14 protein-coding genes, 1 other RNA gene and 1 pseudogene are annotated in these 21,637 nt (G+C 46.0%); 9 read left to right on the plus strand and 7 right to left on the minus strand.

Translation table 11 applies throughout. The annotated features are described in order from the left end of the window. Positions 1 to 107 precede the first annotated feature (107 nt). The 3 genes from nadK (at position 108) to bamE (ending at position 3,348) form a co-directional block, all read left to right on the plus strand. Positions 108 to 992 (plus strand): NAD(+) kinase, encoded by an 885-nt coding sequence (nadK, locus tag OCV11_RS12610; RefSeq protein ID WP_261893240.1) that lies wholly within the window; start codon positions 108 to 110, stop codon positions 990 to 992. 120 nt (positions 993 to 1,112) lie between these two features. After that, positions 1,113 to 2,774, plus strand: a complete 1,662-nt coding sequence (recN, locus tag OCV11_RS12615) for a DNA repair protein RecN (RefSeq protein ID WP_261893241.1) — start codon at positions 1,113 to 1,115, stop codon at positions 2,772 to 2,774. 214 nt (positions 2,775 to 2,988) lie between these two features. Beyond that, positions 2,989 to 3,348, plus strand: coding sequence for an outer membrane protein assembly factor BamE (gene bamE, locus OCV11_RS12620; RefSeq protein WP_261893242.1), 360 nt, complete (start codon positions 2,989 to 2,991; stop codon positions 3,346 to 3,348). 61 nt (positions 3,349 to 3,409) lie between these two features. Here bamE and OCV11_RS12625 read toward each other — a convergent pair whose 3' ends face one another. Beyond that, positions 3,410 to 3,712 carry an RnfH family protein gene (locus OCV11_RS12625; protein ID WP_261893244.1) on the minus strand — a complete coding sequence of 101 codons (303 nt, stop codon included), beginning with the start codon at positions 3,710 to 3,712 and terminating at the stop codon, positions 3,410 to 3,412. After that, positions 3,712 to 4,143: an SRPBCC family protein gene (locus OCV11_RS12630; RefSeq protein WP_261893246.1), complete on the minus strand. Its 432-nt coding sequence runs from the start codon at positions 4,141 to 4,143 to the stop codon at positions 3,712 to 3,714. The genes OCV11_RS12625 and OCV11_RS12630 overlap by 1 nt, the downstream gene beginning before the upstream one ends. Positions 4,144 to 4,484: 341 nt before the next feature. Here OCV11_RS12630 and smpB point away from each other — a divergent pair, with 341 nt between their 5' ends. The 3 genes and pseudogenes from smpB (at position 4,485) to OCV11_RS12645 (ending at position 6,834) form a co-directional block, all read left to right on the plus strand. Continuing rightward, positions 4,485 to 4,970 (plus strand): SsrA-binding protein SmpB, encoded by a 486-nt coding sequence (gene smpB, locus OCV11_RS12635; protein WP_261893247.1) that lies wholly within the window; start codon positions 4,485 to 4,487, stop codon positions 4,968 to 4,970. Positions 4,971 to 5,037: 67 nt separating this feature from the next. Beyond that, positions 5,038 to 5,402: a transfer-messenger RNA gene (ssrA, locus tag OCV11_RS12640) on the plus strand. 189 nt (positions 5,403 to 5,591) lie between these two features. Continuing rightward, a pseudogene (locus tag OCV11_RS12645) lies at positions 5,592 to 6,834 on the plus strand (integrase domain-containing protein). A 240-nt stretch (positions 6,835 to 7,074) separates the two neighbouring features. Here the strand turns inward: OCV11_RS12645 and OCV11_RS12650 are convergent. Next, complete coding sequence (locus OCV11_RS12650) at positions 7,075 to 9,195, minus strand: TonB-dependent siderophore receptor (protein WP_261893248.1); 2,121 nt, start codon at positions 9,193 to 9,195, stop codon at positions 7,075 to 7,077. Between the two features lie 594 nt (positions 9,196 to 9,789). On the opposite strand from OCV11_RS12650, the gene OCV11_RS12655 reads away from it, so the two are divergent. From OCV11_RS12655 to OCV11_RS12665, 3 genes are all read left to right on the plus strand, one after another. Beyond that, complete coding sequence (locus tag OCV11_RS12655; RefSeq protein ID WP_261893249.1) at positions 9,790 to 10,671, plus strand: LysR family transcriptional regulator; 882 nt, start codon at positions 9,790 to 9,792, stop codon at positions 10,669 to 10,671. 264 nt (positions 10,672 to 10,935) lie between these two features. Then, positions 10,936 to 12,816 (plus strand): bifunctional glutathionylspermidine amidase/synthase, encoded by a 1,881-nt coding sequence (gss, locus tag OCV11_RS12660; protein ID WP_261893250.1) that lies wholly within the window; start codon positions 10,936 to 10,938, stop codon positions 12,814 to 12,816. A gap of 241 nt (positions 12,817 to 13,057) precedes the next feature. Further along, a complete protein-coding gene (locus OCV11_RS12665) occupies positions 13,058 to 15,064 on the plus strand; it encodes a methyl-accepting chemotaxis protein (protein WP_261893251.1) in 2,007 nt (668 codons plus the stop codon). Positions 15,065 to 15,198: 134 nt separating this feature from the next. Here the strand turns inward: OCV11_RS12665 and OCV11_RS12670 are convergent, their stop codons facing one another. The 4 genes from OCV11_RS12670 to OCV11_RS12685 are packed head-to-tail and all read right to left on the minus strand — an operon-like array spanning position 15,199 to position 21,630. Further along, entirely contained in the window at positions 15,199 to 16,056 is an 858-nt protein-coding gene (locus OCV11_RS12670; protein ID WP_261893252.1) for a DUF7281 domain-containing protein, read from the minus strand. A 12-nt stretch (positions 16,057 to 16,068) separates the two neighbouring features. Next, on the minus strand, positions 16,069 to 17,313 hold the full coding sequence (locus OCV11_RS12675) for a hypothetical protein (protein ID WP_261893253.1): 1,245 nt from the start codon (positions 17,311 to 17,313) through the stop codon (positions 16,069 to 16,071). Beyond that, complete coding sequence (locus OCV11_RS12680; protein ID WP_261893254.1) at positions 17,313 to 17,939, minus strand: condensin complex protein MksE; 627 nt, start codon at positions 17,937 to 17,939, stop codon at positions 17,313 to 17,315. Before OCV11_RS12680 ends, OCV11_RS12675 begins: the two co-directional genes overlap by 1 nt. Beyond that, entirely contained in the window at positions 17,932 to 21,630 is a 3,699-nt protein-coding gene (locus OCV11_RS12685; protein ID WP_261893255.1) for an ATP-binding protein, read from the minus strand. Before OCV11_RS12685 ends, OCV11_RS12680 begins: the two co-directional genes overlap by 8 nt. Between the last annotated feature and the right edge of the window lie 7 nt (positions 21,631 to 21,637).

Genomic DNA, 21,637 nt, shown 5'->3' on the forward strand with positions numbered 1-21,637 from the left:
TTGAATTCTCGTCCGTTTCGTGACACAAAAATTCGCATAAAAGTATAACTTGCCCTTATTATGGGGATGAAGATTTCTGATTCAAGCCTAATTAGGTTGGAAAACACATGAAAAAACCATTTGAAGTGATCGCAATCATAGGTAAACCACGCGATAAGCAAGCGATTCAGACCCACAAAGAGCTTTACCAGTGGTTAACTTCTCTTGGCTATCCAGTATTTATCGATGACCGTCTGTCCGACATTTTACCGGAAATACCAGAGACTCAATTTGCCTCTCTCCTTGAACTAGGCAAAAAAGCTGACCTTGCCATCGTCGTGGGTGGTGATGGCAACATGCTTGGCGCTGCACGTGTCTTATCACGCTTTGACGTGTCCGTGATCGGTGTTAATCGTGGCAACCTTGGCTTCCTGACTGACTTAACCCCAGACGAAGTCTGCACCGGTTTACAACAAGTATTAAATGGGGAATATCTTGAAGAGACTCGCTTCCTTCTTGAAGCAGAAGTGCATCGTCACGGTCAAATTAAAAGCCATAACTCAGCATTAAATGAAGCGGTGCTGCATCCTGGGCAAATTGCTCGCATGATCGAATTCGAAGTGTATATCGATAACAACTTTGCGTTCTCGCAGCGCTCTGATGGGCTCATCGTTTCAACACCAACAGGGTCTACTGCTTATTCGCTGTCTGGTGGTGGTCCTATTTTATCGCCAAGCCTCAACGCCATTACCTTGGTCCCAATGTTTCCACACACCCTCTCTTCTCGACCACTGGTCGTAGATGGTAAACGTCGCATTAAATTAGTGGTCTCACCGAATAATGCACTCAACCAAGAAGTGAGTTGTGATGGACAAGTGACGCTGCCTGTTTCTCCCGGCGATGAAGTACATATTTATCAAAGTCCTAACGTGCTCAAGCTCATACACCCTAAGGACTACAACTACTATCACGTGCTGCGCAATAAATTAGGTTGGTCCAGCAAGCTCTTTTGATAAATCTCACATTTTTTCTCTAGAGCGTTTAAAAATTTCACCTGATCATCTTTACTGTATAAAGAAACAGTATATACTGTTTTCTTATACAGTATTGTTCAACTATACAGGTGCAATAAAATGCTGGCTCATCTTAGTGTCAATAACTTCGCAATCGTGAAATCTTTGCAACTAGAACTCGCTTCCGGAATGACCACCATTACAGGTGAAACGGGTGCAGGTAAATCTATCGCAATCGATGCTTTGAGTTTATGTCTTGGCGGCCGCGCGGAAGCCAGTATTGTCAGACTCGGTGAATCAAAAACCGAAGTCAGCGCCACCTTTATCCTAGATAACAACGTCAATGCAACTCGCTGGTTGGAAGACAACGAACTCCTTGATGGTAAAGACTGCATTTTACGTCGCATCATTACCAAAGAAGGACGTTCACGCGCGTTTATCAATGGTAGCCCAGTTCCACTGTCTCAGCTTAAATCTCTAGGACAAATGCTGATCAACATTCATGGTCAACATGCTCATCAACAACTGATGAAAAATGAATACCAACTGACTATGTTGGATCAGTACGCTGGTCATACCGAATTATTAAAGAAAACGCGTTTGGCTTACCAAGACTGGCGTCAGGCTAATAATCAATTAAAACAACTCAAAGAAAACAGCCAACAAAACTTGGCTCAACTTCAGCTACTTGAATATCAAATCAAAGAGCTGAATGAACTTTCGATTGCCGAAGATGAATTTGGCGAATTGGAACAAGAGTACAAACGTTTATCCAACAGTGGTGACCTTGCGATTAACTGTCAAAAGGCCATAGAGCTGATTTACGAAGGTGAAGAGGTCAACGCCTTAAGTATCCTGCAATCGGCCAGTAGCACCCTTATAGAGCTCGCAGAATTGGATAACTCATTGTCTGCTTTACCAAACATGGTCGCAGAGGCCATTATTCAGTTAGAAGAAGCCAATAGCGAACTACGAAACTACCTCGATAGCATCGATGTTGATCCAGAGCGCATGGCCTTTGTTGAAGAACGTTACTCACGCATCATGTCGTTAGCCCGTAAACATCATGTGCTACCTGAGGAGCTCTATCAGCATCATCAAGATTTGCTAAGCCAAATCGCTCAGCTCGATTGCTCAGATGAAAAGATGGCTCAATACGAAGAAGAAGTAGCAGCAAAATACCAAACGCTAGTAGGCAAAGCCGATAAGCTTCACCAATCTCGTGCCCGCTATGCAAAAGAGTTGGATAAACTCATTTCACAAAGCATGCACGAACTGAGTATGGAACACGCCCAGTTCCGCATTGAGGTCAATTCGCAGGAGCACCCATCGCCGCTAGGCTTTGATGCGGTTACGTTCCTTGTCTCGACCAACCCAGGGCAACCATTGCAACCGATCGCAAAAGTGGCTTCTGGTGGTGAGCTGTCGCGTATGTCACTAGCCATCCAAGTGATCACGGCCCAGAAAGTCGACACTCCTAGCCTTATCTTCGATGAAGTGGATGTAGGTATTTCAGGTCCAACAGCAGCTGTGGTCGGCAAAATGCTACGTAAACTGGGCGAATCAACTCAAGTACTGTGTGTAACCCACTTACCGCAAGTGGCAGGTTGTGGTCATAACCAGATGTTCGTTGCTAAGCAGACCAAGGCAGGTCAAACCGAAACACAAATGGTCAAGCTAAACCAAGAACAGCGCATTGCCGAATTGGCTCGCCTACTTGGTGGCAGTGAAATTACACCAACGACTCTTGCCAACGCGAAAGAGCTATTAATCGCAGCCTAACTGCTATTACATTAAGCACCGTAACCCTACGGTGCTTGATAACTTTCTGATATACACCACTTAATCAAAATATTTTCTTCTATCTTTGCAACCAAATTCAAAATTCGTAGTCATAACAAGCTCAGGAAGTGCACGAAGTTTTTACTTCTGCGCTGAGCTTGTTTATTATCAGCCAAGTTTTTGAGTCCATCACAAAAGTACAGAATTTTAAAATATGCAGTTTAGCAAGTGGCTTATCGCCCTCCCTCTAGCACTAGGTGCTCTGACCGGCTGTTCCGTTGTAGAGCGTTTGGTTTACCGAATCGACATCAACCAAGGTAACTACATTGAGCAACGTGAAGTTGACCAACTCAAATTTGGCATGTCAAAAGAACAAGTACGCTATGTATTAGGATCACCAATGCTAGTCGAAAACGGCTATCCAAATACGTGGTACTACATTTACTCTCATACTCCTGGTCATGAAGAGACTATCCAAAAAGATTTGGTGGTGAATTTCAACGATGCAGGCAAGTTGGTGAAAATCTCTGGTGATTACAAACAGGGTGCCAACTTCTTTGAAGGTATGAACTAAACCGCATTAAAAAAGCTCGCCTCGGCGAGCTTTTTGCTATCTGCTATTGTTAGACAACCAATCAATGTGCTTGCTTGGCTTGTTCTGCACGTTTGCGACGAATCTCTTTAGGATCGGCAATCAGTGGACGGTAAATCTCAATACGGTCATGATCACGAACTGTCGCATCAAGTTTCACGTTGCGCGAGTACACGCCAACTTTATTCACTTTTAAATCGATCTCTGGATACATTTCCAGCAGACCCGATTTTTGAATGATCTCCTCAACGGTCATGTCACTCTTGACCACCAATTTAACCACTCGTTGTTCGTGAGGAAGGGCGTAAACCACTTCAACGTGAATCATGCCATTATCACTGCTCATTATCGGTATACCTGCTTCGCACGCTGTGTAAATGCATTCACCATATTATTGGTCAATTCATTAAAAATTTTGCCAAACACCATCTCGATCATCTTGCTAGAAAACTCAAACTCTAACTTGAGTTCTACTTTGCATGCCTGCTCGTCAAGGGGAGTGAAATACCAGCCACCACGTAGCGTTTTAAAAGGACCGTCGACTAAATCCATCAAAATAGCGTCATGCGCTCGCAAGTCATTACGAGTCACGAATGTCTTCTTAATACCTGCTTTAGAAACATCAACAGAAGCCACCATTTTGTCATCAGTTGATTCAATCACTTTCGATCCTGAACACCCCGGCAAAAACTCTGGATAACGAGCCACATCATTGACCAGATGAAACATCTGCTCTGCACTAAACGAGACCAACGCAGAACGACTCACTTGATTCATCTTCACTCCTCATTGTTTTCCGAGACAATCTAGCGCTGCGATTGTACTGGCATCAGCACATCAGCTCAAGTTTCCGACTGGCCCCCTTATTGTTGATTATCGGTAATCCCTTGAAATAGGAGAAATCATCCCCATATATTAGAAAACAAACACGCGAATGTGCGCTTAGCACGCTTAACACATTAACGGCTTGCCTGTTTGGTAGGTCACAGTTAAGCTGCTCTCTTTGTTACCCATCTGAATCGTCAATTTATGTGGCATAACGCTATTTTTGACTGCGATAAGGGTATATAAAGAAAAGCATTTTCATCATATTAACTAACCCGTATAATGCGCCCACTATGGCAAAGAAAAAATCTAAAGATAAAGCGGGTAGTAACACTATCGCGCTAAACAAAAAAGCTCGTCATGAATACTTCATCGAAGAAGAAGTAGAAGCAGGACTTGAGCTACAAGGCTGGGAAGTTAAATCACTTCGCCAAGGCAAAGCAAACATCGCAGAAAGCTATGTCTACATGCGTGACGGAGAAGCGTTTGTTTCAGGAATGAGCATTGTTCCACTGCAACAAGCATCAACTCACGTAGTGGCAAACCCAACTCGCGTTCGTAAACTTTTGCTGTCACGTCGTGAATTGGACAACCTGTTTGGTCGAATTAACCGTGAAGGTATGACGTTAACTGCGTTATCGCTCTACTGGTCACGTTCTTGGGTAAAACTGAAAATCGGTGTTGCCAAAGGTAAAAAACTGCACGACAAGCGCGATACATTGAAAGAGCAAGACTGGCAGCGCCAAAAAGAGCGCATTATGAAAAGTAACTTGCGTTAATTGTAACCACTTGAACTAATTGAGCTAGACACCAGAAATCATTCTGTTACTATGCTCGAACAACCTTGGGGCTGATTTAGGATTCGACGGGAATTTTGAAGTCCAAGGTGCATGCCGAGGTGCGGTAGGCCTCGTTAACAAACCGCAAAAAATAGTCGCAAACGACGAAAACTACGCACTAGCAGCTTAATACCCTGCTCAGAGCCCTTCTGCCTTAGCCTCCGCTTGTAGGACGGGGAGTTCAGAAGGTCAAAAAAAATCAAGCTGGCGTGGATTCCCCCACCTGAGGGATGAAGCGTAAGATACAATTCAGGTTAGCCATTCGTTCGCGTGTCGGTTCGCAGGCGGTGGTGAAATTAAAGATCGACTAAGCATGTAGTACCAAAGATGAATGATTTTCGGACGCGGGTTCAACTCCCGCCAGCTCCACCAATCGATTGGAAGGCCGCTAACTCAATGAGTTAGCGGCCTTTTTGTTTTCTTACCTGCAAGACAAATTTGCTGACTTTCAAGTACTCGTTCGTCGCGCAGTAGCTATAGTTTTATGTATTCCAGGTTGTATTCCAAAACTTTTGCAGTGAAATTTGGAATACAACGAAGCGCTAGAATACTGTGACTACTATGCCGAAAGCCGTTACTCCTCTTACCCAAACTCAAATCAAAAACGCCAAACCTAAAGAGAAAGACTACAACCTTTCAGACGGTTTTGGTCTTCAACTACGAGTACGCAGTAACGGCACTAAGCACTGGAACTATCAATACAGCCATCCCTTCACGAAAAAGCGTGTGAATATTGGTTTGGGTACTCTCGATAAGGTCAGTTTAAAGCTGGCAAGAGAACTGGCGCTAAAATATCGAGAGCTGGTGGCGCAAGATATCGATCCCAAAGATGCGCGTGAACAAGAGCAATTATCCACTCAAGCGCTTTATAAAAACACGTTTTATACCATTGCGAAGCGTTGGATAGACATAAAACGAGACAGTGTCACTCCCGATCATGCCAAAGATCTTTGGCGTTCTTTGGAACTGCATATCTTTCCTTCTTTAGGTAATACACCTATCTCTGCGCTCACTGCTCCTAATGTCATCAAGATTCTGCGTCCAATCGAAGCCAAAGGCAGTCTTGAAACCGTTAAGCGTCTAACTCAAAGACTCAATGAAGTAATGACTTACGCCGTCAACTGTGGGTTGGCTCAAGCCAACCCACTCTCCGGCATTAAAGAAGTTTTCAAAAAGCCCAAAAAAGAAAACATGGCCGCTCTCGCTCCAGCAGAATTGCCAGAGCTGATGCAAGCCATCGCTACCGCCAGTATCAAGCGCACTACTCGTTGTTTAATTGAATGGCAGCTTCATACCATGACTCGCCCAAGCGAAGCTGCAGGCGCTCGCTGGGAGGAAATAGACCTAGAAACCAAGATATGGACTATTCCACCTGAACGAATGAAAAAAAGAAGAGATCATCGCATTCCACTGACGGAACAAATGCTGGCTTTACTGGAAGTCATGCAACCCATCAGTGGACATCGTGAATATGTTTTTCCATCGGACCGTAATCCTAAAAAATCCATGCAATAGCCAAACCGCCAATATGGCTTTAAAACGCATGGGCTTTGCCGGGCGATTAGTCAGCCACGGCATGCGCTCATTAGCCAGTACCACGCTCAATGAGCAAGGATTTGAGCGAGATTTAGTTGAAGCTGCGTTAGCGCACGTTGATGACAACCAAGTACGTAGTGCTTATAACCGCACCGACTACATAGAACGTCGCACTCCAATGATGTGCTGGTGGAGTGAGCATATTGAAAAAGCTTCTCAAGGTAGCTTATCGATTACAACCACTCGCAACTTGCGCGCCATTGGTTAACAAACAAAAAATAAAAGCATTTGCGATTAATACCACCACGATGGTCTTTAGTAACAACAAAACGTTATGTGTAATTTATTACTCATAAGCTGCGATATCGGATTTCTACGAGCTGCTTACAAAGGGGCTAGAACTCCATGATGGGTGTGGATCCCCCCCATTCAAGGAGTTGTATCCACACCAACAAAAAAGCCGCTTGCGCGGCTTTTTAATATCAGTTTCTACGGTTATCTCGTTTTCTTACCAGTCATACTTCAACGTTGCGTTGAATGAACGGCCTGGGTTGTAGTAATCCGATGTACCAGAGCCAACAACATACTGTTTGTCGGTCAGGTTGTGTACGTTGAACGAGAACTTGGTCGCTTTGTTGATTCGGTACGAGAACGCAGCGTCGAACAAGGTGACGGCTTCACTCTTCGATGTGTTGTCAGTATCGAAGTAGTAACTACCGATGTAACGAGCACCTAAACCTACATCCATGGTTTTGATAGGTAGCGTGTAGTAACCCCAAAGCGAAGCGGTGTGGTTTGGTGTTGCAACAAATTCATTGCCTTCAATCGATGAACCATCGCTTAAGCTGCCGCGGATCACTTTCGATTTCATGTAAGAGTAACCGCCGGTTACGTTGAAATCTTCTGCCACTTCCGCTTTCATCTCTAGGTCAATACCGCGTACGCGAGTTTCACCCATGGTTTTTTTCTCAATCGTACCGTTGTCTTGCACAACCGCCATGGTCACGTCTTTTTTCTTCAGGTCATAAATGGCTGCAGAAAATAGCGCGTTAATCTCTTGTGGGGAGTATTTCACACCCAGCTCGATCTGATTACCACGTTCAGGTTTCACACCAATCGTTGGTGGAGCAACAGATTCCACTTGGCTGATGTAAGTTGACCACTCTTGCGATACTTTGTAAGTCAAAGCGGCGCGTAAAGACGTTTCAGAAAAATCATCTTTGCTTAGGGTATTGTCAATGTCACGACTGGAGAGATCCATAAAGTCATGACGTACACCTACGGTTAAGATGTAACGGCTATCAAGCGATAGGTTTTGTTGCAAGAAGATAGACTTAGTAATCGAGTCTAAATCCGTATCGCTGTACGGAGCACCAGTCGTTGGAGCGCCGCTGTACGTCGGATTATCGATATTGATGCTGCTTGCCGAGCCATAATAATCCACCTCATGAGTCGATGAATTACGATATTCCAAACCAATTAACGAACTGCTATCGATACGGTCGAAACTCGCATCGTATTGCAAAATGGTGTTACCAATGATCTGGGTCGAATCCGTGTCTGTACCAAAATAGTAACGAGAAATATCGCTGCCAGTTCGGCCTTCGTAGTCATACAGATAGATATAACCAAAATCATCACGTAAATGGCTGTAACGCAGATTGCCGCTTAATTTCATGCCGTTTTCGAAATAATGGGAAATTTGCGCGGTGACGTTCGCACGGTCAACATTGTGTTTGTTGTAATCAGGCTCGCCAAAAAAGTCGCTGCGATCGTACTCTTTGTCCATCGGATAACCACCACTGTTAGGTGTCCCGTCACGACCAAGATAATCGACAATTAAGGTCGCAGTCGTGTCGAGTGAAGGTTGCCAAGACAGCCCCGCCATCACAAACTGAGAGTTATCTTTAGAGTGATCGTATTCTAAATCACTGTCTTTGATTTTAGTGGTAAGACGATAAGCGACCGTTTGTTCATCATCGATGGTATCGCCAAAATCAAGCCCCATCTCTTTATGGTCAAATGAACCATAAGAGACATAACTTGAGCCAAAGCGTTCAAACTTAGGACGTTTACTCACAAAGTTCACTGAACCACCAGGGTCTGCTGGGCCAAACAAGGTAGAGTTCGCACCACGAATCACTTCCACACGTTCAAAAGCGTAAGGGTCTTCACGCACGCCACGCATAGAACCTAGCGTCATGCCATCGCGATAAGTCGTTGCTTCATAACCACGGATTTTAAAGTAATCGTTACGGTCATCAGAGCCGTAATAATCCGTCAGCAAACCTGGAGAATATTGCAGAATATCTTCCGTCGTAGCAACGTCACGCTGATCCATCTCTTTTTGAGTAATCACAGAAACAGAAGCAGGTGTATCGAGAACATTAGTCGCCACTTTACCACCCACCCATAATTCTTTAGGTACGGTAGTTTGTGAATCGTCGGATAAAGCTTGACCATAAACCGAAATAGTATTGATACGGCCTACTTCTTTATCATCGCTATTATTTTGATCTTGAGAATACGCAACCCCTGAATAAGCTAATACAGGGAAACAACACAACAGCAAATGTCTTGGGTTATAACGTGTTTTACCTGAACACGTTCCACTTTTCATAACGCCCATAATAAAAATCCTACGCTGGTAAATTGTAATAATTTTTTTAATAAGTTTTTAAATTAATGAGTTACCCAATTCCCTTCGCTACTTTTTACAAACGTCAAAACACATGTCTTTCATGCTGATTTTTTATTTCCCTTCCCATTTATTTCATTCGCTTAATTTCATATAAACGAAAAATCACGGGATGAGACCAAGATAAAATTCAGACGCCTTATTCTATTTACGGTATGATCACGCAAGACTCATCCGTCCAAGATATTGGCATTCAATCAAATTCCAAACTGGCTGTGTTTTGTTTAGCGATAAAGCATGGTTGTTATCTGCGGATGTGATGAGCGGATTCAAGTCAAAGCTAAACCAAACTTGTCGAGATAAAGAGGCCATTTCTTTACCCGACGCATTCGATGACTTGAGTTATTGAAAATTGAGCGTTGTCCACATTACTGTCAAAACACGGATGAGCTCGACTCTCCACTCGCAAGAACCGATAAGAACCATTGGGTTGGTTTTCTCAATTGCGAAATGATAATGCTTTTTATTTGTAATCAATGAAATTGATATATAGTTATCAACCGATGCCGATTTAGAAGTGAAACGATGGAATTACGTCATCTTAAATATTTTCTGGCTGTAGCCGAAACACAAAACATCCGCTCTGCGGCGAAAAAGGTGCATGTTACTCAACCGGCCATTTCTCGAAAAATCAAGGAATTGGAAGATGAACTTGGAGTGCAACTCTTTGATCGCTTGCCCAAAGGTTTGTCATTAAATAAAGCCGGGAAAGTGTACCAAAAACACCTTGGTGCCATATTTCGTCAAATCGAAGATGCCAATGCTAAAGTACGTCAGTTCGCGAAAACGGAATACGGTTCGCTCGCTTTAGGCGCGCCTGACTTCATTTTGTGGCAAGGCGAAGTGACCAATCAAATCAATCACTTTCGTATAGACAATCCGCAAGTAGAATTAGAAGTGTTTTCCGATTCGCCGGTCGTCCTGCTAAAACGACTTGAGTTGGAACAAATTGATGGCACCTTTATCTATTTTTATCCAGAGCTTACCGCTGAATACGCGACCAAAGTCATCAGTGAAGATCGCTTAGTGCTCGCCTACCCTGCTAGCTGGGAACGGGAAATTTCTTCTGCGATATCCATCGATGAACTTAATCAGTTGCCTGCGATTCGCTTACCGAAAAGTGCCGACCCGTTCTATTTTGAGTGGCAAGAAACTCTGTTCCAACAGCTGGGTTGGGCACCACAAACCGTGCAGTGGGCACATGGTGAGAATACCATGTTAGGTTTAGTGGCCGCCGGTTATGGTGTTGCGATAGTCAACGAGCGTCATTTTTCTCGGCACTCAGATCAAGTTCGTTATACCTCATTAGATATGCTGTCTCAGCGCGCCTCGCTCAGTTTTGTCTATAAAGAGACCTCTGATAACCCAGCGCTCACCACTTTTCTCAAACTGTTAGATCCTGCTTAACGGGCTCTTTCTGCTCATTACTGTTTGGCCTAAAACCACTCCTACTCCTTTATTGTCTCATCTTTAAAAGAGAAGCTTTTGGGAAGACAAACGGCTTTGCCTTCCCAGATCATTTGGTCTTTAACCCGCTCAATTTCCTATCATTTATGGCCTATCCAAAGAGCCATAAACTTTTCCCCGCTAGCCCTTTCCCTATCCAATAGCAGAGTTATAATGCGATTAGTTGCATTTACCAGTCAGTTTTCTATAACTAAGGAATTTGCTTTGCACAAATTACAGTTTCCACCGGAACCTTTTGGCACTGTGCTCGGCCACGCTCCTGGGGGCGTGGCTATCTTCTCCAGCGATTACACCAGTGCTGATCCAGCCGAGTTTCGCCATCGATCGGATTACCGCAGCTACATCGGTAATGAATATATGGGCCACAAATGGCAATGTGTTGAATTTGCTCGCCGTTGGCTTTATCTCAATCGTGGTCTTGTTTTTACCGACGTACCAATGGCTTACGATATTTTCTCCCTTCGCCATTTACGCCGTGTTGAAGACGACGCCCTCTTACCTCTACAAGCCTTTAAAAACGGAACGCAGAAAAAACCCGAAGTTGGCGCGCTGCTGATATGGTCTGCGTATGGCGAATTTGATGTCACTGGCCACGTTGCCGTCATCACTGAAGTATTGGACGACAAAGTTCGTATCGCAGAGCAAAACCGCGAACATTGTAAGCTACCCACAGGCCAACAATGGTGTCGCGAGCTGACCTTAGAACAATCGCAAAGCGGTACTTTCCACATTGTTGAAGATTGGAGTAAAGCGCGCGTGTTGGGTTGGATGATTCAAACCGAAGACACAGAACATGCCGAACCGACTCACTGGTCAAATCCCGCGCTGTTTGATATGAACTCACGCCTAGTTGAAGACAAAGGCCAGTTCAGCAAGCCTTGGCTAGATCATCAAGATCCACTGCAACAAACCTTCTCCCAAGCGATGGGCGGTGATTTCCTTACCGAATCTCCCCAAGAGCAATTGCGTTACTTCCGCCTATCAGAAACCGCTGAACGTGAACTTATTCGCGCGACCAATGAGCTGCACTTAATGTACCTGCATGCCACAGAGCAAGTGCTGCGCGATGATGAATTGATGGCGCATTTCAATATTCCTAAAGTATTGTGGCCTCGCCTACGCCGTTCTTGGCAAACTCGCCGCCACCAAATGATTAACGGCCGTTTCGACTTTTGCCTCACCCATAAAGGGCTCAAAGTGTATGAATACAATGCCGACTCCGCGTCATGTCATACCGAAGCTGGCTTGATTCAAGGCCTATGGGCAAAACAGGCAGGCTGTGAAGATGGCTATGATGCGGGCGAAGATTTGCTTTCCGCCTTGGTGGAAACTTGGCGTCATAGCGATGCCAAAGGTACAGTTCATATCTTGCAAGACGATGATAAAGAAGAAAATTATCATGCTCTCTTTATGCAAAGTGCCATCACTAAAGCAGGTATACGCAGCAAAATTATCCGCGGCCTTGACCAACTGCACTGGAACGACACCGGTGAAGTGGTCGACAAAGACAACGAAGTCATTACCTACGTGTGGAAGACTTGGGCATGGGAAACCGCGCTCGATCAAATTCGCCACGAATGTGAAGACGATGACCGCGCGCCACCCATTCGCACTGGCGAACCTAACTCTCCAGTACGTTTGGTCGATTTACTGCTGCGTCCAACCGTGCAAGTGTACGAGCCGCTTTGGACACTGATTCCCAGCAACAAAGCGATTTTGCCCGTGCTTTGGGATCTCTTCCCTGAACATCGCTACTTGCTCGACTGCTCGTTTGAACTCACCGACGAACTAAAACAGCGCGGTTACGTCATCAAACCGATTGCCGGACGCTGTGGCGACAACATACTCTTGGTCGATAAACATCAACAACAATTAGGGCAAACTGAAGGGCGCTTCGCTCATCAAAACAACATCTATCAAGAGTTGTGGCGTTTACCTCAAATCGATGGTTATCGAGTGCAAGTGTGCACATTTGCAGTCAGTGGCAGTTACGGCGGCAGCTGTTTAAGAGTGGATAACTCGTTAATCATCACCACCGACAGTGATGTGCTCCCGCTGCGAATTGTCCCAGACGACGAACTCTAATCACCACGTAATCGCATCGCTTTGCGTGAATCGGCCTCAACCCCAACTCGGTGAGGCCGATTTTTTTGTCCCGATATTTGCCATCGCTCACCTCACACATCCCAATAATAAAACTGTTTGATATTTGCGCAGTAGCATAGGCGTTACTACACTGAATTCGTACAAAAAACAATCACAACGATGCTGCAAATATTGATTCGTTCAAGAGGTTGGCATGAGAGTTCATTCAATAAGATTAAAGATGATGCTCCCCATCATCTTACTCGCTGTATTAGTTCTCGCGATTTTTGTCTTTATGCAAGTCATCACCAAGATAGAAGCGCGAGCTATGGAAAAACAAACCAAGTCCTATTTTGAAGCCATCGCAGTGGTACTCAATGCGGACCGAGATATCTACCAAGCACGCTTAGCCCAAGCAGAGATGCTCTCTAATTTCGGCGATAAAGTGCAGCAGCTGCAAGATTTCCACGAAAACGCACAACAAGTGTATGACCGCTTTCAGCGGTATCGTAAATATTTGGTCGACGAACCAGAATTGGTTCGCCCTTTTAGTAACTTCGACCAACTCTATGATGATTGGTTACAAAGCAGTAAAAACGTCTCATCAGTTTATACGGCGAACAAGGCTATCAATGAGCGTCTCACTGCTATTGATAAAGACTTTTTCACCTTACGCAGTTTGCTTGACCAAGCCGAGGCAAAACTGCGGGTCCATGCGTCAAGTCGCAGTAGTGAAGATACCGACCGTCAACAACTCAAACGCTACCTTGATGCCCTAGCGGAAGTGCTCAATGCTGACCGTGACTTATATCAAGCACGTCTCGCTCAGCAAAAGTTACTCACAGGCATTGGAGACATAGCCAAAAACCGCAGTGAATTTGAAGAAAATGCACTACAGGCTATCAACCGTTTTCAGTCTTATCGCACCTTAATGTCTCCCGAACCAGACTTTGTCTCCCCTTACGCCCAGTTTGATCACCTTTTCGCGGGCTGGTTTAAAGAGAGTTCGGCGTTAATGGACTCCAATGAGCTGAAAACATCAGTAAGCCAAAACGATATATTGACCGCCACAGATGAGAAATTTGAGCGTATTCGAGATCTCCTCGATAGCGCGGGTGAAGCAGTTAAAGCATATGGTTTGCTAATGGAGCAAAAAACCGTCGAGGAAATTAAAGGCTACCAGCAAGCCGCCATCATCATTGTGATTATCGGTTTTATTATTGCCTTCTTAATTGGCTACTACATGCCTAAGCGCATCACGCAAAACGTCAATAATATCTCCCAACGTATTCGCGAGATTTCGCAAGGCGATGGGGATCTGACCGCGCGCATTAACTCGAAAGCGAAAGACGAATTGGGCGATTTAGCCCATGAGTTCGATGCCTTTGTCGGCAATTTGCAGGCGATTATGAAAGTAATCCAGTCGAAAAGTGCTGCATTAGGGGATTCCACTCATCAACTCGAAGCCGTAGCAAACTCCGTCAGCAACATCACCCAAAGATTGGTTGAATCAAGCGATTCCATCGTAAGTGCAGCCAGTGAGATGTCGATGGCCAATGAGCAAATGGCGGATGTGGCGTCCAATACTTCCGATGAATCCACTAAAGCGGCCGACCATATTGATCGCGGTCGCGGCGTAGTTCGATCTTCTCACGCCAGTATCGATTCGCTGGTCGATAACATCGACATCACCATGACGAAAGCTGAAGAGTTAGAGAAAAACTCAGAGGCCATCTCATCCGTACTGGAAGTGATTCGCGGAATTGCCGAACAAACCAACTTGTTGGCGCTCAACGCCGCCATTGAAGCCGCTCGCGCAGGGGAATTTGGTCGTGGCTTTGCGGTGGTCGCCGATGAAGTCCGTAAACTTGCTACTCAAACCGGCGAAAGTACCAATCAAATTGAACAGATGATCAGCCAACTGACCGCCAGTGTGTCCGATGCGTTTGCCGCCATTAAACTCAGTAAAAACAACGCCACCAGCGCAGTCAGTAACTTTGATAATGTGATTCAAGTCTTTGATGCGCTTAATAGCTCGTTTAACTCAGTACGTGATCTGTCGGAGCAAACCGCTCTAGCCACGCAAGAGCAATCGAGTGTCTCTAACGAAATCAACAAGAACCTGATTTCAATGAAAGACCAAACCGACGGTGTGGACCGCGCATCAAAAGAGATTCGCCAGCAGTTCAACCACCTCAACAACGTGTATTTAGAGCTAAATGGGCAAGTATCGAAGTTCAGAGTTTAAAAGTTAAGTTTCAACTTCTTGGCGTTGAATAGAAGTACAAAGGCTACGATGTCGGTCGTAGCCTTTTTCTTCTATCTTGAACATAACAATTTAAAGAAAACCTAACCGACCTAACCCATCATTTTCTTGTCGCTTTAAACTTGACTCAATTTGATTCCTTTCGCTGCCAATTGCTCCTGCATGATGGCAAGTTCATGTTCAACAATAAAATCATAAACGTTGGCAAGCTGAGGATGAGAGAACTCTGGGTTCTTGCCGTATTTTTGTACCTGTTTCACGAACGTAGCGTGCTTATTTCGCAGCGTCTGATTTTCAATAAGCGTTGGAAATTCCGCATAATTAACCGGCAAGATTGGCACTGCGCCCGTTTGTTGATACCAGCGTTCTGCCATTAAAATCCCTGCCAAATCAAAATCGAAATACCCAAAGCGTGGAGATTGATCTTCTGGTAATTGGGACAAAAGATGTTTGAGATGGGATTGATTACGGCCATGGCCGCGATAAACCAGCAAACAGTGTTGCAACGTTTCCGGTAGACAGGACACCCACCCAGACCACTGGGTGAGCATTGAACCATTTTCAATCACCATCAAAGGCACAGTGAGATCTAGCTGCTCGGGTAACACATTAAATGATGTGTCATTTGGGGTCGTCACCTCACCATGCTTGAGGCGAATAGGAAGATGGTGCGCACGCGCCACCGTCAGCACTTGACCAAACACATTGCCCGTGGCCCATTTTTCATCATCCACCAGCGCAGAAGTGGCGATGCGCTCTTGGGGCAGCGTCAGTTGCAGCACATTGGCGTCCACTTCGAGTTGCAATAGCCGATGAATCTCATCGAGTTCTTGGTGAGTAAAGTGCATCTCTTTGCCACGTAACTGACCTAGTCCGTAGTGCTCAGAAAAATCGCGCAAAGCCTTACTGGCACTTGCCACCTGCTTACGGTGTTGCACAATCCCCTGCAAGAGAGTGAGAGTTCGTTTATCCATCTTCAGCTCGTTTTACTCAAAAGATGAGCGCCGCGAAAAACGCACATCATCAATCCAGTGGTTACCCGAGTATCCCGGTAGCTCTCGTTCAATTCGCTCAAAATTCAATTGCTTAGAGAGTGCACTTCCTTGCGCTTTAAAATGGCTGACTAACGCCATCAGCCAAATATCAAATTCCACATCGGGAGCCAACACCTCATAAGCGTGCGAGCCCGTCATATCATAAGGGCCACGCGTTTGCGTTAACGCATCAAAGAAACACTCCACCGCTTGATAAACCGGGTCAACAGGCTCATCTTCCCAGCTCTGCTCGTTAGCAGTAACGGGAATCACCGCGGTGTTTTTCCCGGCTCCATCATTAGAAGAACTGCGTTTAGCACACGCCTCTTGCGCGAGCGTATCTAAAAACGAGGCGTACTGTTCAGAGTGTAAATCCGCAGCCGCCTCAAACCGCAGTGGCTCAACTCGCGTTAGCGCACTGGGCATATCGTCGGCCAACGACAAATCAGGCTTAAAGGTCGGAACACGCTGATAATGGGCATACAAAGTATCGACCAAGCGATTGAGTTTGGCGCTAGCCAAATCGCGCTGCAATTTTGCTAGAACATCTCGCAGCAACGCCGATGTCGCCACCAGCTCTTTGCGGCACACATCCATGGTCTGTTTCAACTGTTTGAGCAACAAGCGGTTAAGCAGCAAATCACTGCCCGCCATTTCACTTAACTCATTGATATTGAAATCAGCAAACAGATCATTAAGCCGCTTTATTTCATTGAGAGAACGTTCATTTTCACGAATTTTCAGCGTTAAACTGGTGATACCACTGAACTCATTGTGCACTCGGTAAGAAAACTGCTGCACCAGCTCCAACAGCAAATCAGAGAGTTCAAACACTTGCTCATAAATCGCCGCTTCGTAGGTCTGCTGATCGACCGATTCATGATGCTGACAAGCAATGCGATACCCTTCACACGCTTCGCGCAATCCATCAAGTAAGTCGGCCACCGCACCACTCGAAAGTTTTAAGCGATAGTTTTTCGTTACATGGTGAGATAACCGCATCACCGCACTGTTAAGCTGAGTGCCAAATCCTTCGGTACGAAAAGCCAAACGATGCTTGACCAACAGCTCCGCGACTTTCAAACCATCTTCGTCAACGGGCAAAGCGCCACTGTTTTCAAACGCCGCATCAGCAATGATCTCGCCATGCCGCTGCAAGGCTCCAAAGGCACTGATTAGCGATTGCTTTCGGCTCATTAGAACATCTCTCCTTGAATGTGCGTCTCTTCAGTCGGTTCTTCAATCCCCGAAAAACGCAGCACAAAATCCATCTGTTCGTAGAGCAGCGACCATTTCGCCGTAGCTTGATACACCGAACCTGTGCCCGAAATCGCGATCAGATATCCGTTATCTTTCAAATAATCGAATACCTTGCTCAATTTCACTTTCAGAGTGCTCTCTTTACGCCCCACATTGAGCTTGTGCGCCACATCGTCTAATTGCGTTTGCAACACGGGTGAAGATTCCATTTCCGCCAGCAATTCACCCTCTTTCACAATATCGCCCGCAACAATTGGGCGATCGAGATTTTGCGCCATGCGCGCTAAACGCAACCAACTGACCAAACCATCGAGTTTATCGCTCACCAATTCAAACTGGCGGCGAATACTCGCTTTGTGCTCTTCCGGTTGCAGATAGCCGCAGTAATACCCCAGCTCATCATTGGTGACTAACACCACGCGACCGATGCGCCGTAAGAACTGGCTCACCTCATCAAAATGCAGAGGCTGCGCCAAATATTGGGTCAACCCCGGCTGGCTGTAATGGCAAATCACCTCACCTTGCAGGAGCCGTTCAATGGTTTCCGTAAAACGATCACTCATGATCTTCTCCTTCCTCTAACAGTGGATTATGCCCAACCGCCGCTAACGCGGGACGATAACGACTCACGCCGCGTTTTTTATCCAACTCATTTTTCACCACAAAATAGCGACTGAGTGTTGGCGTTGGGTCGGGCTGAGCACAAAATAGCGCAATGTTGTGTTGCTGCATTAACTCAAACAAACGCCCAATATTCGCACCCGATAAGCGGCCAATTTCGTCCAACGGCCAGTGAATGCGCACTCGTTCGTCAGGACACAAAAAGCGCGTCATGCCGCAGAACACCACAATCACCGCCAGCAACGAGATACCGGTACTGCTCGCCCCTTTCAAATCCGCATCGGTGCGAATATGCACCGGACGACCGTTTTCCCGCATTGAGATGGTCAAATCCACCAGCGAATAGAGGTTACTGTTGATATGTGAGCGTTTCATGGTTTCCGACAGCTCTGTGAGCGCCTGAATAAACATCGAATTAGGCAACGATTGCTGTCCTTGCTCTACCCAGTTATCCCACACTTGTTTAAACGATTTGAGCAGCGGCCACATTTCAAACTCCGCCACTTTCGAGCGCAGCTGCACTTCAATATCGCTGATCGCTGGGAACGTGTGTTGGGTGTAGACCTTCTCTTTAAGCATGCTCGAGACTTGATTCACTTTGCGGTTGAGATGCTCTAACGTGTCGTGATATTCAGCAATCAGGTTACCAGACGAGGCGATATTGCTGATAATCGACCGCTCTGCTTGCGGAATAAATTCATTAATCAGTTGGCTAATATCATCAATCACCTCCAACTGATAAGTCGTGCTTGATGACACATGATGCGAGCTTTGACGTCGCGTATCACTGATGTTGCGCCAAAATTCGCCCATCTGAGTAGCCGGAGGTAAGCTTTGCAACTCTGTAGTAATTTCAAGAACTTGCTTACGCAGATTCATCCGACCGGATTCACTACGTTTGAGCAGCGTTTCACACTGGTCTTGCACATGCTGGCGATGGGTTGGCATTACCACAGGTTGGCTAACGAAATCTGTCGGTAACTCTTGCTCTAATGCGTGGATATCCGATGCAATATGTTCAATGCGCTTGAGTTCGTCATTGATCCCTCTCAAGGTCGTTAAATGGGTTTGCTGATCCGCGCGCCACTGCTTGGTCTGATTGTCATACTCAGTTTGATGACGCACCAATTGCTGCTCGATAGTAAACAGCGTTTGTTGCAACGCTTGCTCTGCTTGCTGTTTGCTCGTCAGCCCCGACCACTCGGTTATCAACCAGGCTTGATACTGATTGACCCGCTCACGGTATTGCGCCACCGTATCAACTCGCTGCTGCGCCTCTTCAAGCGCTTGTTTGGCAACCATTAATACCTTTTCATCAATGCCCTTTTGGGCGCAAGCACGCTGAAACGCAGCTTCAAGGTCGGCGATGCGCTGTTCAAATTGCAACGCTGCATGAGTGATTTGCTGTTGGATATGTTTGAGCTGCTCATCGAGATCGGCGGCATCAGCACTTTGGTCACTCTCTATTTGCAGCTTTTGCGCTTGCGTGTTGGCATCCCACTCTTGGCGCTCTTGTTTTGTCGTCTGCTGATACTGTTTGAGCTGAGCTTGCACTTGCTCTAATACCCGTTTTGCCTGTTCGATGCGTGCTTGTGCTGCTAACTTAGCACTCTCTTTGGCTTCTTCGGTGCGCAATTCAATTTGCTGCAAACGCTCTTGCTGTTTCTTTTGCTGCCGTTCGGCGGTGGTTCGCGTCACCATCAAGGTTTCGAGATGCTTTTTCGCTTCACGCAGTGCTTTATCAACGCGTTGAATCATCTCTTGTTTGAGCTGAATCTTACCCTCAACGTCCTGCAGTTGCTCTTGCAGTATGGCCTCATTGGTGGTGATGCTCGCCTCACCTAATACAGACACATCCAACACCAAACCAAAGACCGTTGCGCTTTCTTCGCCCCACGTAGGCTGCAAATCTTTGCGGCTGAATAACTGCGGATCGAGCACCTTAGCAATGTGCTGTTGCCAAGGGCGATCAGCGTTTTTCAAAAAGGCATGCAGGGAGTTATCAGCTGGAAAAAGCTGGCGCGAGAGCGCGGTTTGCTGCTCACGTAATTTGTCCAGTTCATGGTTTTGTTGCCTAAGCAGATCAAGCTGTTCGTCGCGCTCGTTTTTGGCATTGCTTTCGGCAAGTAACGCTTGCTGCCATGCGGCTTGCGCCTCATTTAATGCCTGTTGAGCAGATTTACGATCTTGCTCTAAAGCCGAAATGGCTTGCTGTTCTGGCTCGGTGAAATAACTCGCCACTTGATACTGGCTCTGCTTTTCGCTCACCAAGTTATTGAGTTCTAATAACGATTCGTTGTGCTGTTCAAGGAGCGCATTGCGACCTTTTTGCCGCTCGTTAAGATAGTCGCTTATCTGTTGATGATGGCGTTTAACCAACTCACTTTGCTGTTGCAGCTTGGATTTCAGCTTCTGATCCAATTCGGCATGCTGTTTTTGGTGGCTCTGCTGCAACGACTCTTTGGCGCGCAGCATCTTGGTTTCTTCCGCAGAAACGTGTTTTAACAGGGTATCGTAATGCTGCTTGGCATCACGCAGGCTTTGTTCAAACTGCGGCAATGCCTCAATGTCATTTTGTTTTTGTTGAATCTCTTCTTGTTCCCAGCTATCGCGCTGTTCATACAGTAAATTAAGCGCTTTTACCGTGCTTTCTAAACTGCCCTCGGTATCACTTTTTTCACTGCGTAACGCGTGGCGTTGCTGCTGGTAATGCTCTTCAAGCTGTTTTAACTGCTGACCAATTTGGTTAACTTGCTCTTCCAATTCCGCTTTTTGTTTTACTAACTGGCTTTGCCAGGTTTGCAATTCAGGGAAAGCAGAGAGCAAAAATTGCCAATCCTCTTTTAAGGAATCGTATTCACCCACCAACTTACGTAACACGTTTTCTCGGGAACGAAACGAATCCAGCGCTTCTAAGTCACGAATTAAGCCTTGGTTTTTCGGGCTATAAGGTAATTCAGGAATCGATAGCTGATCTTCAAGAAAGCTATCGACCAACATGATCTTAAATTGCTCTAGCAAGCGATCATGTTTGAGTACCACCGAGGTTAATGCCTCCATGTGCTGCATATGGGTTGTAGCATCACCCAGACAGTAACGCCCCGCATCGGCAAGGGCTTTGACGCCACTACTGCCACGCCCTAAACGGCGATGATCATTTTGCAATACAGCGCGATATTCGCGCGTAGTGTCGTATTGGTTCGACACCTCAAAACCGTATTGAGTAACATGCTGACGGAGCAAAATGCGCGCTTCAACACCCTCATCAAAATGGCGCTGCATCGCTGGGCTAAACAAAGCCGCATCCGCCGAGCCTGCAATAAATCGATAAGCAAAAGTGTTGCTGTTTTTACGGTACATCACCACGCAGCAAGGGCCACTTTTACGCTCGTACTCAAACACCACCATGCTCTGATCGCGTGGCAGATAGAAATCCACAAACGACACCTTATCCGCACTTCTATCGACCAACTTTTGCGGCTCTTGCCCGTAGAAAATAGGAATAAGCGTTAACGCGGAGGTCTTGCCTGCCCCGTTATCTCCGGTGTTATTGGTTTGATCATAACAATCAATCCGAGTGCGAATGCCACGGTAATACGAGTCATGCAAAATAATGGCTTTAAGTCCAAACATGAAGAGA

This window comes from Vibrio porteresiae DSM 19223 (genome assembly GCF_024347055.1).
Lineage (GTDB): Bacteria > Pseudomonadota > Gammaproteobacteria > Enterobacterales > Vibrionaceae > Vibrio > Vibrio porteresiae.

What these genes read in the sequence shown, in the direction of transcription:
- OCV11_RS12655 (WP_261893249.1), top strand. Translation starts at nt 9,790, where the DNA reads ATGGAATTACGTCATCTTAAATATTTTCTGGCTGTAGCCGAAACACAA.
- OCV11_RS12665 (WP_261893251.1), top strand. Translation starts at nt 13,058, where the DNA reads ATGATGCTCCCCATCATCTTACTCGCTGTATTAGTTCTCGCGATTTTT.
- smpB (WP_261893247.1), top strand. Translation starts at nt 4,485, where the DNA reads ATGGCAAAGAAAAAATCTAAAGATAAAGCGGGTAGTAACACTATCGCG.
- OCV11_RS12625 (WP_261893244.1), bottom strand. Translation starts at nt 3,712, where the DNA reads ATGAGCAGTGATAATGGCATGATTCACGTTGAAGTGGTTTACGCCCTT.
- OCV11_RS12685 (WP_261893255.1), bottom strand. Translation starts at nt 21,630, where the DNA reads ATGTTTGGACTTAAAGCCATTATTTTGCATGACTCGTATTACCGTGGC.
- nadK (WP_261893240.1), top strand. Translation starts at nt 108, where the DNA reads ATGAAAAAACCATTTGAAGTGATCGCAATCATAGGTAAACCACGCGAT.
- OCV11_RS12675 (WP_261893253.1), bottom strand. Translation starts at nt 17,313, where the DNA reads ATGAGCCGAAAGCAATCGCTAATCAGTGCCTTTGGAGCCTTGCAGCGG.
- OCV11_RS12670 (WP_261893252.1), bottom strand. Translation starts at nt 16,056, where the DNA reads ATGGATAAACGAACTCTCACTCTCTTGCAGGGGATTGTGCAACACCGT.
- OCV11_RS12630 (WP_261893246.1), bottom strand. Translation starts at nt 4,143, where the DNA reads ATGAATCAAGTGAGTCGTTCTGCGTTGGTCTCGTTTAGTGCAGAGCAG.
- OCV11_RS12650 (WP_261893248.1), bottom strand. Translation starts at nt 9,195, where the DNA reads ATGGGCGTTATGAAAAGTGGAACGTGTTCAGGTAAAACACGTTATAAC.
- bamE (WP_261893242.1), top strand. Translation starts at nt 2,989, where the DNA reads ATGCAGTTTAGCAAGTGGCTTATCGCCCTCCCTCTAGCACTAGGTGCT.
- recN (WP_261893241.1), top strand. Translation starts at nt 1,113, where the DNA reads ATGCTGGCTCATCTTAGTGTCAATAACTTCGCAATCGTGAAATCTTTG.
- OCV11_RS12680 (WP_261893254.1), bottom strand. Translation starts at nt 17,939, where the DNA reads ATGAGTGATCGTTTTACGGAAACCATTGAACGGCTCCTGCAAGGTGAG.